Genomic DNA, 16514 nt, shown 5'->3' with positions numbered 1-16514 from the left:
ATCAAACCTTTGTTGTTTTCGTCAGCCGCTCGAAATGCGGTTTCAGGCGGTCTTGTCTTTCGATAGACCGACACGAAGATCGGCCGCCTGGTATATGGTCTCGCCGTCTGCCTTCAGCCAGCCGTCGGCCGTGCCGAGCACGAGGCGGCCGCGCATGACGCGCTTGAAGTCGATGCCGTATTCGATGAGTTTCGTATGCGGCCGCACCATGCCCTTGAATTTCACTTCGCCTGTCGAAAGCGCCATGCCGCGGCCTTCCTCGCCGAGCCAGCCGAGGAAGAAGCCGGTCAGCTGCCACATGCCGTCGAGGCCGAGGCAGCCCGGCATGATCGGATTGCCTTCGAAATGGCAGGGAAAATACCAGTCGTCGGGGCGTACGTCGTATTCGGCCCTGAGATAGCCCTTGTCGAAGGCACCGCCGGTTTCGGAAATTTCCGTGATGCGGTGAACCATCAGCATGGGCGGCAGCGGCAGCTGCGCGTTGCCGGGGCCGAACAGCTTGCCATGAGCACAAGCGATGATTTCTTCATACGAGAAGCTGGACTGTCTGGTTGTCATAAAATTTATTTTTCCCCCCGCGTGAAGCCGATGGATGTGAACGTGTAGTCCAAGTTCTTCAGAAAATGAAGCACAAGCAAGGCAGCTTCCTTCATCGCCCCGGACCAGGCCTACGCCATTATTTGGTGGTCGCATACAGGAAGGCCAGGGCCGCGACCAGACCTATTTGCGTCAAAAGCCCGTTTTTGCCGCGTTTATCAGGCTCTTGTCCCCATTGAACTATTGAAAGGCTCCAATGCAAAAGTTATACCGCTTTAAGAAACATGATTGCTTTATGCAGGAATAACCGGAGTTGGTTTTGATGACGGGTGCACTCCCGATCGCAATAGAGGTAAGGCTGCGTGGCGCAGGCTTGCGTCCCACCCGTCAGCGCGTCGCGCTCGGCGACCTCCTGTTTGCCAAGGGCGACCGGCATCTGACCGTCGAGGAACTGCATGAGGAGGCGGTTGCCGCCGGCGTGCCGGTTTCGCTGGCGACCGTCTACAACACGCTGCACCAGTTCACCGAAGCCGGTCTGATCCGCGTTCTCGCCGTCGAGAGCGCCAAGACCTATTTCGACACCAATGTGTCCGACCACCATCATTTCTTCGTCGAAGGCGAAAACGAGGTGCTCGACATTCCCGTCAGCAACCTGACGATCGCCAATCTGCCGGAGCCGCCCGAGGGCATGGAGATCGCCCATGTCGACGTGGTGATCCGCCTGCGGGCCAAGCGGGGCTGACGGCATCCAGTTCTAGTTTAAATAGCTAGAGCATGATGTCGTCCGAAAACCGCTTACACTTTTCGGCATCATGCTGGGTCTCTACATGACATCGTCGGGATGCCGGCCGGGCTTGTGCTTGTAAATCGGGAAGGTCCAACCGAACCACAGCGCTCCGCCGCGAACGGCAAAGGCGGCTGCGACGCCACAGCCTGAGGCGAGATAAAGCGGCATCCCCAGCCCATTGGCAAGCGTGAACACGCCGGCGCCGACAAGGGCTGCCGTCACATAGATTTCCGGCCTGAGCAGCACCGAAGGCTCGTTTGCCATCAGATCGCGCAGGATGCCGCCGAAGGTCGCCGTCAACGTGCCGGTGACGATGGCGATGGTCGGCGATCCGGTGGCGGCAAGTCCCTTGGCGGCGCCGAGCACGCAATAGGCGGCCAGTCCGATCGCATCCAGCCAGATCAGCAGGCGATAGCGCGATTCCAGCAGGTGAGCGGTGAAGAAAACGATGACGCCCATGATACAGCAGACGAGAATATAGCCGGGGTTCAGCACCCAGAAGACCGGCACGCGGCCGAGCACGATATCGCGCACGGTGCCGCCGCCGGTTCCCGTCACCATGGCGAAAAACAGAAAGCCGATCAGATCCAGCTGCTTGCGCGAGGCTGCGAGCGCGCCTGTCGCGGCAAACAGCGCAATGCCGGCATAATCGAGATAGACGAGCAAGGACATGCGGACCCCGGAGCCGGCGAACAGTTTCCGGAAAGAACCACGGCGGCAAGGGCGGCGCAAGGCGGAGCGGCCATAAAGCGAGCTGAAGAGCTTTATCCAAAAGAGGAAAGCCCGTGAAAACGCTGGTGCTCGCCGTTCTGAATATCGTCCTGCTGCTCATCATGCCGGCTGCGGCCTTCGGCCAGCAGTCGCTGATCTCCGACCCGGAGATCTACGAGAAGAAGCATTTCCAGGAGCAGTGCAAGGCGGCCGAATTCGCCGACGGCTTCATCACCCGGCAGGACATCAACAATGACGGGCTGATCGACGCGGTGGTCAACGAAGGCCTGCTCAGCTGCGACGGGCAGAAGGGGCCGCAATGCAATGAGGACGGCTGCACCTATAATTTCTACCTGCAGGTCGCCGAAGGCGGTTATTTCATGATCGCGACGGCGCAGATCTACGGCTACGACTTCGTCCAGCGCTTCGGCAACATGGTGCTGGCGATGAAGATGCATCCGCGGTTCTGCGACCGCACCGAAGGTGACCCCTGCATCGTGACGGCGCGCGTGCGCGGCACGAAATTCGTCACCATCTCGAAGAAGTGACTCAGCGGGGATAGAGCTCCGACGTCCGGCCGGCGAGGTAATAGCCGACCAGGCCGTACCACTCGCGGATCGCCGTCGCCATGTTCTGGGCATTGAGGTTCGGCTGGGTGAAATCCAGGCCCGGCCTCACCTGCCCGTCGGTGCGATAATCGGTCGGCCAGGGCACGATATCGATGCCGAGCTTGCGGAAGATGCCGACGGAACGCGGCATATGAAAACCCGAGGTGATCAGCAGGCAATGGGAAAGCCCCTGGCCTGCCAGGAATTCCTTGGTGTTGACGGCGTTTTCGAAGGTGGTGCGCGACTGCCGCTCCTCGATCAGCCGCTCCCTGCCGATGCCGAACAGCGGGAAGAACCGCTCGGATGCCGCCGCGTCGCCTTCGTAGATGCCGGAGATGGAGCCATCGCCGCCAGATACGAGAATGCGCGAGTCGGGAAATTTCTGCGCCAGCCGCAGGGCTTCGACGAAGCGGTCGGCGCCGCCGTTGAATTCGATACCGTGGCGCGCCGTGTTCACCTCATTTTCGAAGGCGCCGCCAAGCACGATCATGCATTGCAGGTTCTCCGGATCGGCGGCGGGCTTGGCGAAGCGCTGCTCGAGGCCCTGCATCATGAGGTTGCCGGCCGTGGTGTAGAGCGTGACGAAGAGGATGAGGGCGCTCGCGCCTGCGCCAAGGATACTCAAGGCACGCCAGCGCAGAAGGCTGGCGATGAGGGCGAAGAAGACGAAAAGGAACGCCAGCGACAGCGGCTGGCCAAAAATCCAGACGAGCTTCGAAATCAGGAACAAGATCTACTCCTTGGGGATGACCGCGACCCTTCTATCCGATTCGACGGTAACAGGAACGCGACGCTTCTATTCGCCGCGGACAGCGGCCGAGCGGTGCGGCGCGAGCTTCTGGTTGAAGCGCCGCTGAAGCGGCCGGGGAATGAACATGGCGGCAAGCGCCAGCGCCATGGCAAAGATCGAGACCAGCCACAAGGCATGCGCGCCGGTCAGCCGCGTCAGGACGGCACCGGCGATCGCACCGAGCACCATGCCGCCCCAGGGCACGATCTGGATCGTCCATTCGATCCGACGATCGCCGATTATCCAGCGGCCGATGCCGCGGCCGAAACGCGACAGCGCACCTGTGACATAGGTCAGCCCGATCGGCAGGCCTTCGATATGTTCGACGGCGGCATTCACCATGCCCATGGAAAAGACGATCATGGAAAAGCGCGCCAGCATCAAACTCTGCCCTGTCGTCATCGAGGCGAGCGCCAGAACGAGGCCGACGCAGCCGAGCACGACGAAAATCCGGCGCTGCGAGACATGGGCGATGACGATGCCGGCCGCGTTGCCGAGCACGAAAACGAGAATGGCCGAGATCAGCACCGCCGCGTGAAAAAGATTGCCGTCGCTCAAGGCGAGGGCCGCCCGCGTCGTGTTGCCGGTCATGAAGGAAACGAAATCGCCGGTCAGCAGCAGGCCGGTCGCATCGGTCATGCCGGCCAGAAACGAAATCGCGCCGACGAGGGCGAGTCCGGTCAGGGTGCGTCGGGTGCGGATGATACGGCGGCGTCTTGCTCTGGTCATTGCTCAAGGTCCTGAAGTGGAATCACTGAGTTCCGGCAGCAGGATAAATCCTCTTCATTGAGGAATTGGCAAAGAGGATTGGCAAGGAATGGGGCGGAGCCAAGCTTCGCCGACGCTATCACTATAGATCAAAGGGATCGTCAGACGTTGGAGGGTGCGCCGGTCTCCACAGACGCCGCTGGAGGCCTTTTCTGGCTATTCGGAATCGGTCTGCTGTTTCATGAGATGATCCGGAGTCTGATTCGGCTGGACCAATCTCTTGCTGGCAAAAGCTCTACCGGAATGCGATTTCAGGTAGGTTTCGAATTCAAGCGCTTTGTACTTGTCGGGAAAGGCGCAATACCAGAGCAAATTCCAAGGCGCGAATTTGGCGGTGTGGGTGGATTTGCCGGCATTGTGCGCCGCAAGGCGCTGCTGCAGATCTGCGGTAGAGCCGGTATATTCCTGATCGGGAAAATCGACGCTGCGGAGAATATAGACGTACCACATCAGCGTTTCAGCCCGTCGTCGCCCTTCGGGCTATGCCGGGCACTGCTTCGGCCTAACGGTTTCTCGCGGCTGTGCCACGCGAAGCCCGTAAGGGCAAAGCGTGGTGGAGCTAAGCGGGATCGAACCGCTGACCTCTTGCATGCCATGCAAGCGCTCTCCCAGCTGAGCTATAGCCCCATCAAAGGTGGTCCGGCGTGGCCGGTCCTGGGATACTCCGGAGGGCGTTGCCTCTGGGGTGGCGGCTTATTACTTCCGGTTTTCGGAGATAGCAAGCCTAAAAAACCGGCCCGGAGAATTTTTTCCTCACCGGGCCGGAATGCAGCCGTCAGACTTCGTCTTCGTCGCCGGTCACGCCGATGATGTCGCTCATGTCGTCATCGTCATCGTCTTCGTCGGGCGTCAGGAAGGTATCGTCGTCGTCATCGCCTTCGATTTCGACATCGTCGTCGCCCATATCGGGGATGTCGTCGCCGCCGGCGGCGTCATCGGCATCTTCCAGCGAGACCAGTTCGACTTCGGTGTTTTCGGTATCGACTTCCGCAACCTCGTCTTCTTCGGCGACGTCGGCGATTGCCGAGGTTTCCTCGAAGAAGGACAGGGGGTAGGACTTGCCGGTATAAGGAGAAACGATCGGATCCCGGTTCAGATCGTAGAACTTCTTGCCGGTTTCCGGATCGGTGCGCTTGGTTCCAAGTTCCGCTTTCGCCACTATAAGCCTCGTGAGAATGGCCGAATCCGCGATTCGGCAAAATGCCGTTCAAGCCGGCGTTCCATCGGAATTTATAAGCCGGTCCCCTTAATCGCTGCGGCTTCGCATGTCAAAGCCAAACTTTATCATCGCCGTGCCGGGTATTTCCGGCACCGGCGGCTGCCCGGCCGGCGTCCCTCTCGCAACGGGGCGCGGCGGCTGCGGAAGCGGACGGAGACGGTCGCCGGAAAGGGCGGGCTTGCGAAGGAAATGCTGCGCCTTTACAAAGCATTATGCCACGTGTGGCGCCGCGTCGAGGCCCGTAAGCGCCCTGCTCCAGGATTGATCCCATGACGACCAAGACTTTCACCATCGCCATCGACGGCCCGGCGGCGGCCGGCAAGGGCACGCTTTCGCGCCGCATCGCCGAGCAATATGGCTTCCATCATCTCGACACCGGCCTGACCTACCGCGCCACCGCCAAGGCGCTGCTCGACGCCGGCCTGCCGCTTGACGATGAGGCGGTGGCGGAAAAGATGGCGCGGGAGGTTGAACTTGGCGGGCTCGATCGCGATATACTTTCGCAACACGAGATCGGCGAAGCCGCCTCGAAGATCGCCGTCATGCCGGCGGTGCGCCGGGCGCTGGTCGAGGCGCAGCGGCGGTTCTCGGAAAAAGCGCCGGGCACGGTGCTCGACGGGCGCGATATCGGCACGGTCGTCTGCCCGGATGCGCCGGTCAAGCTCTATGTGACGGCAACCCCGCAGGTGCGCGCGAGACGCCGTTACGACGAGATTGTCGGCAAGGGTGCGACGGCGGATTTCGATGCGATTTTCGAGGACGTCAAGCGACGCGACGAACGCGACATGGGACGGGCCGACAGCCCTTTGAAACCAGCGGTCGATGCGCACTTGCTTGATACGTCGGAAATGAGTATAGAGGCCGCGTTTCAAGCTGCGCAATCGATCATCGATGCAGTCTTGAGCCGAAATGCCTAAATTCAAGCGATTTCGCGTGCTCAGAAGCACGCTATCGCTTTTATGCAGCCTGAAATTCCGTCCAAGCGCCGGATTGCCTTCGTGAGAGAGGGCGGACTGGGTTCAGGCCCGTTCAACGCAAACCAACCGGCGCGCACGTGTCCGATTCCATTTCGGGACACGCAGGAGATTTTATGTCAGTAGCTACCCCCTCCCGCGAGGATTTCGCGGCTCTTCTCGAAGAGTCCTTTGCCAAGAACGACCTGGCCGAAGGCTATGTCACCAAGGGCATCGTCACGGGCATCGAAAAGGACGTCGCCGTTGTCGACGTCGGCCTCAAGGTTGAAGGCCGCATTGCGCTCAAGGAATTCGGCGCACGCGCCAAGGACGGTTCGCTGAAGGTCGGCGACGAAGTCGAAGTCTATGTCGAGCGCATCGAAAACGCGCTTGGCGAAGCCGTTCTGTCGCGCGAGAAGGCTCGCCGCGAAGAAAGCTGGATCAAGCTCGAAGCCAAGTTCGAAGCCGGCGAGCGCGTCGAAGGCGTGATCTTCAACCAGGTCAAGGGCGGCTTCACGGTTGACCTCGACGGCGCGATCGCCTTCCTGCCGCGTTCGCAGGTCGATATCCGTCCGATCCGCGACGTCACGCCGCTGATGCACAACCCGCAGCCCTTCGAAATCCTCAAGATGGACAAGCGCCGCGGCAACATCGTCGTATCGCGCCGTACGGTTCTGGAAGAATCCCGTGCCGAGCAGCGTTCTGAAATCGTTCAGAACCTCGAAGAAGGTCAGGTTGTCGACGGCGTCGTCAAGAACATCACCGATTACGGTGCGTTCGTCGACCTCGGCGGCATTGACGGCCTGCTGCACGTCACCGACATGGCATGGCGCCGTGTGAACCATCCGTCGGAAATCCTGAACATCGGCCAGCAGGTCAAGGTTCAGATCATCCGCATCAACCAGGAAACCCACCGCATCTCGCTCGGCATGAAGCAGCTCGAGTCCGATCCGTGGGATGGCATCCAGGCCAAGTATCCGGAAGGCAAGAAGATCTCCGGTACCGTTACGAACATCACCGACTACGGTGCGTTCGTCGAGCTGGAGCCGGGCATCGAAGGCCTGATCCACATCTCGGAAATGTCCTGGACCAAGAAGAACGTTCACCCCGGCAAGATCCTGTCGACCAGCCAGGAAGTCGAAGTCGTCGTTCTCGAAGTCGATCCGTCCAAGCGCCGTATCTCGCTCGGCCTCAAGCAGACGCTGGAAAACCCGTGGGCAGCATTCGCCCGCAGCCATCCGGCCGGCACTGAAGTCGAAGGCGAAGTCAAGAACAAGACCGAATTCGGCCTGTTCATCGGCCTCGACGGCGATGTCGACGGCATGGTGCACCTCTCCGACCTCGACTGGAACCGTCCGGGCGAACAGGTCATCGAGGAGTTCAACAAGGGTGACGTCGTCAAGGCCGTCGTTCTCGACGTCGATGTCGAGAAGGAACGCATCTCGCTCGGCATCAAGCAGCTCGGCAAGGATGCAGTCGGCGACGCCGCTGCATCGGGCGATCTGCGCAAGAACGCCGTCGTTTCCTGCGAAGTCATCGCGATCAACGATGGCGGCGTCGAAGTGAAGCTCGTCAACCACGAAGACATCACGTCCTTCATCCGTCGCGCCGATCTCGCCCGCGACCGCGACGAGCAGCGTCCTGAGCGCTTCTCGGTCGGCCAGGTCGTCGACGCCCGCGTCACCAACTTCTCCAAGAAGGACCGCAAGATCATGCTGTCCATCAAGGCTCTGGAGATTGCGGAAGAGAAGGAAGCCGTCGCTCAGTTCGGTTCGTCCGACTCCGGCGCTTCGCTCGGCGACATCCTGGGCGCAGCCCTGAAGAACCGCGGCGGCGAATAAGCCCCCCATCCTTCGCTAAAATTGAAGAACCCGCCGGAGCGATCCGGCGGGTTCTGCATTTTCAGGCGATGAAACCGTATCATTCCCAGCCGACCATGCGCTGGTAGAGCGCATAAACAGGGTCGGCGACCGCGCCGGCCGGCTGCGGCGCCGGATCGGCGTCGATCATTCGCGGCGTCCTTCGCGCAGGTGCGGCGTCGGCCGCTGCGGGGTCGGGCTCGGCCTCTTCGCCGGACTGCGCCTGCTGTTCTTCCTGCTGCTGATCCTCGGAAGCGTCGTCGCGCTGGTGCTGATGCTGGTGATGCGTCTCCCCCGCCGTTTCGTTCAGCGGCATATCCTTGGCGAACTGATAAGGCAGCTGGGCATAGGCAAAACCATCCGGCATTCTTGCCGCAAGCGGCACATAGGAGGGTTCAACGGCTTCTGGGGCCGGCACTATTTGCGGCTGCGCGGCAATCTCCTTCGGCTGACGGTCAGCCGCCGCGGCAACCTTGCTCTCCGTTGGCGCGGGATGGAGTGCCGTGGCCTGGCGCAGGTCGGATGCCGGAATTTCCGCAGGCTGCCTCGCCAAAGTCTCGGCCGCATCGCTGATGACGGCGTCATCGAGAATGACATCGATCTCTACTGCCGCCTCGACTGGACCATCCTCCAGTCCGGTGTCGACGTCCTGCTCGCGGATGATGGTGGCGATCATCTCGGAGGCCTCTTCGGTCATCGAGGCGACAATGCCCGTCCAGTTTCTCGGAATGACGGGATCGGCCTTTTCCGAATTTGCGCGCGGCTGGATGGCAGGCGGCTCCGCCGTCTCCCTGCTATCGCCGGCCGCGGCTGTCTCCATGGATTGCCGGGCTTCGGTCTCGGGGGCGACCGGATTTTCCGGCGCGAGGTCTTCTGACGTCGCCGGAGCGGAGCGGGCGTTGTCTTCAAGCTGCGGCGTTTTCGGCTCGGCTGTTTCGACAGTCTCCGCGGCGATCGTCTTCTCGTCCGTCATAAGCGCTTCGGCCCCGACATGGGCATCGGCCGGCGCAGGCGCCTCTTCTGCCGGCTGGCGCATGGCGGCAGGCAGGCTGCCCTCATGCAGCTGGATTTCAGGGCGGGCATCGGCGCGCATCGGCGAAGCGTCGTTCTGGCCATAGGAACGCACCACGGCGCGGGCGGCGAGATCACGGTCCTTGTAGCGGACGATTTCGAGATAAGCGACGATCCGGGCGGCTTCCGGACCTGTCGGATTCTTCAAGGCTTCGGCGACCATCCTGAGCGGCAGGCTATGGCCCTGTCCGGCAAGCTGGCGCTCGACCTCGTCGATCCGGGCGGCCGGCAGGCGCCGGATGGCATCGGCGAGCCGGGAGGCGAAGGCAAGATTGGTTTCGTCCTCGCCGCGATCCAGCGAGATGGCGCGGCCGGCCGCATCGAGGACATCGAAAAGGGCGTCGACCATGCGCTCGCGCGCGGCCAGGAGCAGGATATTCAGCTTGCCGGCAATGGCGGAATTCAGGTCGGCGGCTTCGACGGCATTGACGGGCGCCGGAGCAATGACAGATCGGCCGAGGCCGCCGGCGACGATCGCCGCAGTCTGGCCTTGAGACGAAAAGCTTGCATTGGACGCCGCACGAACGGGAGTCAACATGGCATGCTCCTTTCGCAAAGTGACGATGAAAGCAGGCTCTATAAAAGGACCGTGCTCATCCGATCCCTCTGCATCCCAGCAGATCCTCCTGTCCGCATGACGCAATTCCGGCGTCATCGAATGCATAAAAATTAACGAGAATTTTAGTAAAGAGATCTTAACGAAATGCTAATGCATGTCGCCCGGAAGTGTGCAGCGGTTCCGGGACAACGACATGCATAAAAACAAAGGGCTAAAGCGCGTCGCGATCTCTTGGATTCGCTTCGCGCCCTTCAGGTATTCGCTATTACGGCCGCGGAAGCCACGCAGGGGCTGGTGCCAGTGTTCACCGGGCGGTTCGCTCAGCTATGGGCGAAGATATCGGCCTCTTCCCAGCCGAGCAGGTCGAGCTTGGCGCGGGTCGGCAGGAATTCGAAGCAGGCGGTGGCATGATCGAAGCGGCCGTCGCGGATCAGGCGGGCGGTCAGCTTGTCGCGCAAAGCATGCAGGTAAAGCACGTCGGAAGCGGCATATTCGAGCTGGGCCGGAGACAGCGTTTCGGCCGCCCAGTCGGACGATTGCTGCGTCTTGGAGATGTCGATGTCGAGCATCTCCTTGAGATTATCCTTCAAGCCATGGCGATCGGTGTAGGTTCGGATCAGGCGCGAGGCGATCTTGGTGCAGAAGACCGGGGTCGTCGTGACGCCGAAGGTGTGGAAGAGCACGGCAATATCGAAGCGGCCATAATGAAAGATCTTCTGATGGGTCGGATCTTCGAGCAGGGCGACCAGGTTGGGCGCCTCTTTCTGGCCGGCGGCGATACGGATGACGTCGGCGGTGCCGTCACCCGGCGAAAGCTGGACGACGCAGAGCCGATCGCGGCGCGGCACCAGGCCGAGCGTTTCGGTGTCGATCGCTACCGCGCCGGTGTAGCGGGCCGCATCGGCCGTGGAAATATCGCCTTCGTGATAACGTATGGTGGCGGCCATGAGACTATCTTTCGTTCGAAACAGCCGCGCCTCTTTTCAGACGCGCAAAGGACGCTGTAGCGCTTTGAATTGCTGCATGATTTTATCCTTATATCGATTTTCGACCTAAGGAATTGCGTAGGTAGCGCTATAGCGCAAAGGCGCAAAGTGCGAAACCGCTTCTTCGCATCAGAATGTCGGCGGCGTGTTGATCCAGAGAAGCACGGTTTCGCCGTCGTGGCGGTTGCGCCAGGAATGGTAGCGGCGGCTTTCGAAATACAGCGAATCGCCCGGACCGAGTTCGAAGAACTGATCACCGTCGAGCACCAGTTCCAGCCGGCCGGACAGGACATGCATGAATTCCTCGCCCTCGTGGCGATAGGCGCCCTCGCTGGCCGCACCCGGCGCCAGCACGAAACGATGGCAATCCATCATCCTGCGGCCTTCGGCCAGCAGCTGCACGGTGACCCCGGGCGTCGTTTCCGGCCAGCTGCGCCATTCGCCGGCGCGCACCAGGACCGGCACCTCGCCGCTTTCCTCGCCGGAGAGGCGGGAGACGGTGGTGCCGTAATAATCGGCGAGATCGTGCAGCGTCTTGAAGCCGACGCCCTGCGAGGTGCGCTCCAGCGTCGAGAGGGTCGAAGCGGTGATGCCGTTGTCGCCGGCCACCTGTTCCAGCGTCTTGCCGGCGGCGTGGCGCAGGCTGCGCAGCCTGCGGCCGAGGCCGGAATCCTGGCTTGCCTCCCCCTCGGCAGAGGGGTCTTCACCTTCCAGCGCCTCGCGGATGGCCGCGGGATTGAGGCCGCGCTCGACCCGATACCAGGAGATGCGCTTCAGGCGCGCCACGTCGTCGGCGCTATATTGCCGATGACCGGTTTCTGAGCGGCCGGGAACCACCAGGCCCTGGCTTTCCCAAAGACGCAGCGTCGAGGCGGAAACGCCCGCCAGCCGCGCGGCCTCCGCCACCTTGTAGCGCACAGGCCCGTTATCGTTCATCCGCCACTATCCCCGATTCTCGTCGCGCGAGCATTTATCAAAACGCGTGATGTTTGAAGCAAAAAATGCCGCTTGTTTTCTTGCAGAAAAAATGTAGGAATTTCGTGACGCCTTGCAGAACTTATGCAAGATAATTTTCCCGCCCTTTCGCTACAGGAGCAGATCGATGACCGCGACAAGCCTTACGGACCGGAAGAACGCCGCAATTTCGCGCGGCGTCGGCATGACCACCCAGATCTATGCGGACCGCGCCGAGAATGCCGAGATCTGGGACAAGGAAGGCCGCCGCTATATCGATTTCGCTGCCGGCATCGCCGTTCTCAACACCGGCCACCGCCATCCCAAAGTCATCGCGGCGGTCAAAGACCAGCTCGACCATTTCACCCATACCTGCCACCAGGTGGTGCCCTACGAGAGCTACGTCAGCCTTGCCGAGCGGCTGAACGCGCTGCTGCCGGGCGATTTCGAAAAGAAGACGATCTTCGTCACGACCGGCGCCGAGGCGGTGGAAAATGCCGTCAAAATCGCCCGTGCGGCAACCGGCCGCTCGGCCGTCATCGCCTTTGGCGGCGGCTTTCACGGCCGCACCTTCATGGGCATGGCGCTGACCGGCAAGGTCGTGCCCTACAAGGTCGGCTTCGGCGCCATGCCGGGCGACGTCTTCCACGTCCCCTTCCCGGTCGAACTGCATGGTGTTACCACCGATCAGTCGCTTGCCGCGCTCAAGAAGCTCTTTGCCGCCGATGTCGATCCGCAGCGCGTCGCCGCCATCATCATCGAGCCGGTGCAGGGCGAAGGCGGCTTCTATTCCGCACCCGCCGCCTTCATGAAGGCGCTGCGCGAGCTCTGCGACCAGCATGGCATCCTGCTGATCGCCGACGAGGTGCAGACCGGTTTTGCCCGCACCGGCCGGATGTTCGCGATGGATCATCACGAGGTGGCGGCCGACCTGACGACGATGGCAAAGAGCCTTGCCGGCGGCTTTCCGCTCGCCGCAGTCACCGGCCGCGCCGAGATCATGGACGCGCCCGGACCGGGCGGGCTCGGCGGCACATATGGCGGCAACCCGCTCGGCATCGCCGCTGCGCATGCCGTCCTCGACGTCATCGCCGACGAGGATCTCTGCGATCGTGCCAACCTGCTCGGCGGCCGGCTGAAGCAGCGGCTGGAATCCTTGCGCGACAGCGTGCCGGAGATCGCCGATATCCGCGGGCCGGGCTTCATGAATGCGGTCGAATTCAACGACCGGACGACCGGCTTGCCGAGTGCCGATTTCGCCAACCGGGTGCGGCTGATCGCACTCGACAAGGGCCTGATCCTGCTCACCTGCGGCGTCCACGGCAATGTCATCCGCTTCCTCGCGCCGATCACCATCCAGGACGACGTGTTCGGCGAGGCACTCGACATTCTCGAGGCCTCGATGCTGGAAGCGAGCGCGGCCAAGTAACCGAACCGGATTTCAATGGCTGCCGGCGACCGGCAGCCTCTCCCAAAGGAGATATGCCATGGCTTTCACCACCGCCCTGACGAAGCACGTTCCCTTCTCTTCGCCGTTCCTGCGCGCCGCCGGCTATATCAACGGCGTCTGGACATCGGGCGATGCCGCCAAGACCTTCGACGTGCTCAATCCGGCAACCGGCGAGCTGCTTGCCTCGCTGCCCGACATGGGAGCCAGCGAGACGCGGGCGGCGATCGATGCGGCCTATGCCGCCCAGCCGGCCTGGGCTGCCCGCCCGGCCAAGGAGCGCAGCGCTTTCCTGCGCAAATGGTTCGACCTGATGGTCGCCAATGCCGACGCACTCGCCGCGATCCTGACCGCCGAAATGGGCAAGCCGTTCGCGGAAGCGCGTGGCGAGATCCTGTATGCCGCGTCCTATGTCGAATGGTACGCCGAAGAGGCCAAGCGGATCTATGGCGAGACGATCCCGGCGCCGTCCCAGGACAAGCGCATGATCGTCATCAAGCAGCCGGTCGGCGTCGTCGGCACGATCACGCCGTGGAATTTCCCGGCGGCGATGATCGCCCGCAAGATCGCGCCGGCGCTGGCCGTCGGCTGCACGGTCGTCTCGAAGCCCGCCGAACAGACGCCGCTGACGGCGATCGCCCTTGCCGTGCTCGCCGAACAGGCCGGCATCCCCGCCGGCGTCTTCAATCTCATCGTCGGCGTCGACGGCCCGGCAATCGGCCGCGAGCTTTGCGGCAATGACAAGGTGCGCAAGATCAGCTTCACCGGCTCGACCGAAGTCGGCCGCATCCTGATGCGGCAGTGCGCCGACCAGATCAAGAAGGTCAGCCTGGAACTCGGCGGCAATGCACCCTTCATCGTCTTCGACGATGCCGATCTCGACGCCGCCGTCGAAGGCGCGATCGCCTCCAAATACCGCAATGCCGGCCAGACCTGCGTTTGCGCCAACCGCCTCTACATCCAGTCGGGCGTCTATGACGCCTTTGCGGCCAAGCTTGCCGCCAGGGTCGCCGAGATGTCGGTCGGCGACGGCTTCACCGCGGGTGTCGAGATCGGGCCGCTGATCGACGAGCAGGGCCTTGCCAAGGTGGAAGATCATGTCAGCGACGCGCTTGCCAAGGGCGCCAAGGTGCTGACCGGCGGCAAGCGTATCGACGGCGCCGGCACCTTCTTCGCCCCGACGGTGCTGACCGGCGTGGCGCGCGGCATGAAGGTGGCGCGCGAGGAAACCTTCGGACCGGTGGCGCCGCTCTTCCGTTTCGAGACGGCCGAGGATGTCATCGCTCAAGCCAATGATACCGAATTCGGCCTTGCCGCCTACTTCTATGCCGGCGACCTGAAGAAGGTCTGGCGGGTGGCGGAAGCGCTGGAATACGGCATGATCGGCATCAATACCGGCATCATGTCGTCCGAGACCGCGCCCTTCGGCGGCATCAAGCAATCCGGCCTCGGCCGCGAGGGCTCACGCCACGGCGCCGACGATTATCTGGAAATGAAATATCTCTGCATCGGCGGCGTCTGATCAGCCAGCCTCGATGCTTGACCAGGGTAGGTGCCGGCAGCGAGGAACACGGCCGGCATGCTGGCTTTCCTGTGGAAGCCGGTCGCGATTCGGCCGGCTATCCCGGACCGCGTACTTGAGCCTCTCTGTGTCGAAGAGGCTCTGTTGCTGGCGCGTCTCTATAAGCAGACCCGGATTGACTTGGCCGACGGTGCGTATCCGGCAGTGTTTCAGGTTCCCAAAGTGCCGGCCTGCGGCTGCCACGGGCTGACGACAGTTGCTCCAAGAGATCTCCCTTCTCAGTTTTTGATGGGAATACAGGTAGCCAACATGGACATTTGTTCGCGCGTAATCCAAGGCTATCGGAAGTAGTTGCTCTACCCGTGGATGCGCCATGACGATTTTAAAGCGTTTACTCAAGCGTCCGCTCACATCGGCGGACCTTCACCGGCTGACCAGGCAAAACCTGATGAAGCCGCCTTTACCAAAGGAAATGTATGAAGCCGCTGAGGGCCTTATAGGAAAATCAGGCCTCTCACTGTTGGATTACTGGCGCAAAGCTTTTTCGATGCAATTAGACGAAATCGCTGCCCAGAAGACGTGGCAAGGCCAACGGGCAAGGCTCTTAGAGTTGTTCTTAGCTGAACAAGGATGGTGCGATATTTGCGCGTCCGCCAAAGACATTGAAGCGCCGGTATGGGGACACTTAGTTTCCGAGGTGGAACCTTTCGCCGCCATTCCAAAAGAACATTGGAAAGGGCTTTTGTTCCAAAAGTACATAATCGCGTTGCTTAGCGTAGCGTGTTTGGAAGAGCTAGCAGCGAAAATCCACGCTTTCAACAGTGCCAAAAAACTAGAGCTACGACTTCACAGTGAATATTACAGGGAAATTCTGGAACTCGATCTACAAACAAATACGATGGTCCATCAAATGGTCGGTCATGATGACGAGGGGGCGTTTGAGTTGGGGGGTCTGAAGGATGACGTCATTAACCCGCTCATTGCCGACCAGTATAAGTTACTGGATCTAATGGCGGAGCAGATTGCGAATTCGCAAATTGATATCGTTTCGGTCAAAGAGAAAATTGACGCTTTTGACGTGCGGAAACGCGAGCTCGTCGGTGTTTTTCTCGCCAATGCGCCCAAGAGCCCGTAACGTGATTTTCCTAGAGTAGGCTTCAAGCGTAGCTGCAACCCTGCCACTAATAGGTTCGGCGCAGCGCTTTCGTGACTGCTCTACGTGTCCGGGATTATGGCTTCGGAATACCTTGGAAGGCTCTGAGCTTCTTGATGAACGTAGCAGGCAAGCGGTCTTCCTCCACGCCCCGTTAATAATGCGGCGGACGGGTGACGGCAGGCGCTTCCAGCGACTGCTCCTCCAGCGACAGGAAACGTTCGGTCAGACGGTCGAGCTTGGTGCGCATCTGCTCGACGATCTTCCATTGTTCGGCAAGCTGATCAGAAAGCTCCTCGATCGTCTTTGCCTGATAGGCCAGCATTTCCTCCAGCCGGGTGATGCGGTTCGTCTCGTCGGACATTAGAGTCTTTCCGGGTTAGATTGCAGCATTCTGCCGGAGCAGGTTTTCGTCAGGGCAAAGGCGATTGGCGACGGGCATACCCCTTGGTACGCCCGAGCCGATCGCCTTTGTCCTGGCGGAAAGATGCTCGGCCCTTCGGGTTGGCTGAAACGGGCCGCCTGCTCGACCGGCCGGCTTGGCCGTAGAACCGGGCTACGACACGCGCCGGCCGGTCGACCATCCGACT

17 protein-coding genes and 1 tRNA gene are annotated in these 16514 nt (G+C 61.3%); 7 read left to right on the top strand and 11 right to left on the bottom strand.

Annotation, left to right across the window (positions count from 1 at the left end):
- Nucleotides 1–42 precede the first annotated feature (42 nt).
- Nucleotides 43–558: a 3-hydroxyacyl-[acyl-carrier-protein] dehydratase FabA gene (fabA, locus tag CO671_RS24500; protein WP_097608075.1), complete on the bottom strand. Its 516-nt coding sequence runs from the start codon at nucleotides 556–558 to the stop codon at nucleotides 43–45.
- Between the two features lie 301 nt (nucleotides 559–859).
- Here fabA and irrA point away from each other — a divergent pair, with 301 nt between their 5' ends.
- Nucleotides 860–1279 carry an iron response transcriptional regulator IrrA gene (gene irrA, locus CO671_RS24495; protein ID WP_038692124.1) on the top strand — a complete coding sequence of 140 codons (420 nt, stop codon included), beginning with the start codon at nucleotides 860–862 and terminating at the stop codon, nucleotides 1277–1279.
- A gap of 81 nt (nucleotides 1280–1360) precedes the next feature.
- Here irrA and CO671_RS24490 read toward each other — a convergent pair whose 3' ends face one another.
- A complete protein-coding gene (locus CO671_RS24490) occupies nucleotides 1361–1996 on the bottom strand; it encodes a trimeric intracellular cation channel family protein (protein ID WP_064681607.1) in 636 nt (211 codons plus the stop codon).
- A 113-nt stretch (nucleotides 1997–2109) separates the two neighbouring features.
- Between CO671_RS24490 and CO671_RS24485 the strand changes: the two genes are divergently transcribed.
- Nucleotides 2110–2583 (top strand): hypothetical protein, encoded by a 474-nt coding sequence (locus CO671_RS24485; protein WP_097608074.1) that lies wholly within the window; start codon nucleotides 2110–2112, stop codon nucleotides 2581–2583.
- A gap of 1 nt (nucleotide 2584) precedes the next feature.
- Here the strand turns inward: CO671_RS24485 and CO671_RS24480 are convergent, their stop codons facing one another.
- From CO671_RS24480 to CO671_RS24460, 5 genes are all read right to left on the bottom strand, one after another.
- A complete protein-coding gene (locus CO671_RS24480) occupies nucleotides 2585–3373 on the bottom strand; it encodes a YdcF family protein (protein ID WP_097608073.1) in 789 nt (262 codons plus the stop codon).
- A gap of 66 nt (nucleotides 3374–3439) precedes the next feature.
- Nucleotides 3440–4162 (bottom strand): YoaK family protein, encoded by a 723-nt coding sequence (locus CO671_RS24475; protein ID WP_097608072.1) that lies wholly within the window; start codon nucleotides 4160–4162, stop codon nucleotides 3440–3442.
- 195 nt (nucleotides 4163–4357) lie between these two features.
- Complete coding sequence (locus CO671_RS24470) at nucleotides 4358–4651, bottom strand: GIY-YIG nuclease family protein (protein ID WP_097608071.1); 294 nt, start codon at nucleotides 4649–4651, stop codon at nucleotides 4358–4360.
- Between the two features lie 101 nt (nucleotides 4652–4752).
- Nucleotides 4753–4828 (bottom strand) — tRNA-Ala (locus CO671_RS24465).
- A gap of 148 nt (nucleotides 4829–4976) precedes the next feature.
- On the bottom strand, nucleotides 4977–5360 hold the full coding sequence (locus CO671_RS24460) for a TIGR02300 family protein (protein ID WP_038686030.1): 384 nt from the start codon (nucleotides 5358–5360) through the stop codon (nucleotides 4977–4979).
- Nucleotides 5361–5689: 329 nt separating this feature from the next.
- On the opposite strand from CO671_RS24460, the gene cmk reads away from it, so the two are divergent.
- Together cmk and rpsA are read left to right on the top strand one after the other, a co-directional pair.
- Complete coding sequence (gene cmk, locus CO671_RS24455; protein WP_097608070.1) at nucleotides 5690–6337, top strand: (d)CMP kinase; 648 nt, start codon at nucleotides 5690–5692, stop codon at nucleotides 6335–6337.
- Nucleotides 6338–6510: 173 nt separating this feature from the next.
- Nucleotides 6511–8214, top strand: coding sequence for a 30S ribosomal protein S1 (gene rpsA / locus CO671_RS24450; RefSeq protein ID WP_097608069.1), 1704 nt, complete (start codon nucleotides 6511–6513; stop codon nucleotides 8212–8214).
- A 79-nt stretch (nucleotides 8215–8293) separates the two neighbouring features.
- On the opposite strand, the gene CO671_RS24445 is transcribed toward rpsA, so the two are convergent.
- From CO671_RS24445 to CO671_RS24435, 3 genes are all read right to left on the bottom strand, one after another.
- Nucleotides 8294–9841 carry a hypothetical protein gene (locus CO671_RS24445; protein WP_097608068.1) on the bottom strand — a complete coding sequence of 516 codons (1548 nt, stop codon included), beginning with the start codon at nucleotides 9839–9841 and terminating at the stop codon, nucleotides 8294–8296.
- Between the two features lie 341 nt (nucleotides 9842–10182).
- Nucleotides 10183–10809 (bottom strand): ribonuclease D, encoded by a 627-nt coding sequence (locus CO671_RS24440; RefSeq protein ID WP_010027227.1) that lies wholly within the window; start codon nucleotides 10807–10809, stop codon nucleotides 10183–10185.
- 168 nt (nucleotides 10810–10977) lie between these two features.
- On the bottom strand, nucleotides 10978–11784 hold the full coding sequence (locus CO671_RS24435; protein ID WP_097608067.1) for a MerR family transcriptional regulator: 807 nt from the start codon (nucleotides 11782–11784) through the stop codon (nucleotides 10978–10980).
- Between the two features lie 166 nt (nucleotides 11785–11950).
- Between CO671_RS24435 and CO671_RS24430 the strand changes: the two genes are divergently transcribed.
- The 3 genes from CO671_RS24430 (at nucleotide 11951) to CO671_RS24415 (ending at nucleotide 15906) form a co-directional block, all read left to right on the top strand.
- Nucleotides 11951–13231 carry a 4-aminobutyrate--2-oxoglutarate transaminase gene (locus tag CO671_RS24430; protein ID WP_097608066.1) on the top strand — a complete coding sequence of 427 codons (1281 nt, stop codon included), beginning with the start codon at nucleotides 11951–11953 and terminating at the stop codon, nucleotides 13229–13231.
- A 58-nt stretch (nucleotides 13232–13289) separates the two neighbouring features.
- On the top strand, nucleotides 13290–14771 hold the full coding sequence (locus tag CO671_RS24425) for an NAD-dependent succinate-semialdehyde dehydrogenase (protein WP_097608065.1): 1482 nt from the start codon (nucleotides 13290–13292) through the stop codon (nucleotides 14769–14771).
- A gap of 373 nt (nucleotides 14772–15144) precedes the next feature.
- Nucleotides 15145–15906 (top strand): hypothetical protein, encoded by a 762-nt coding sequence (locus CO671_RS24415; protein WP_097608063.1) that lies wholly within the window; start codon nucleotides 15145–15147, stop codon nucleotides 15904–15906.
- 172 nt (nucleotides 15907–16078) lie between these two features.
- On the opposite strand, the gene CO671_RS24410 is transcribed toward CO671_RS24415, so the two are convergent.
- A complete protein-coding gene (locus CO671_RS24410; RefSeq protein ID WP_039617164.1) occupies nucleotides 16079–16288 on the bottom strand; it encodes a SlyX family protein in 210 nt (69 codons plus the stop codon).
- Nucleotides 16289–16514 lie beyond the last annotated feature (226 nt).

Source organism: Rhizobium sp. M10, assembly GCF_002531955.1.
GTDB lineage: Bacteria > Pseudomonadota > Alphaproteobacteria > Rhizobiales > Rhizobiaceae > Rhizobium > Rhizobium etli_C.
This window is presented reverse-complemented; position numbering and strand designations above follow the sequence as displayed.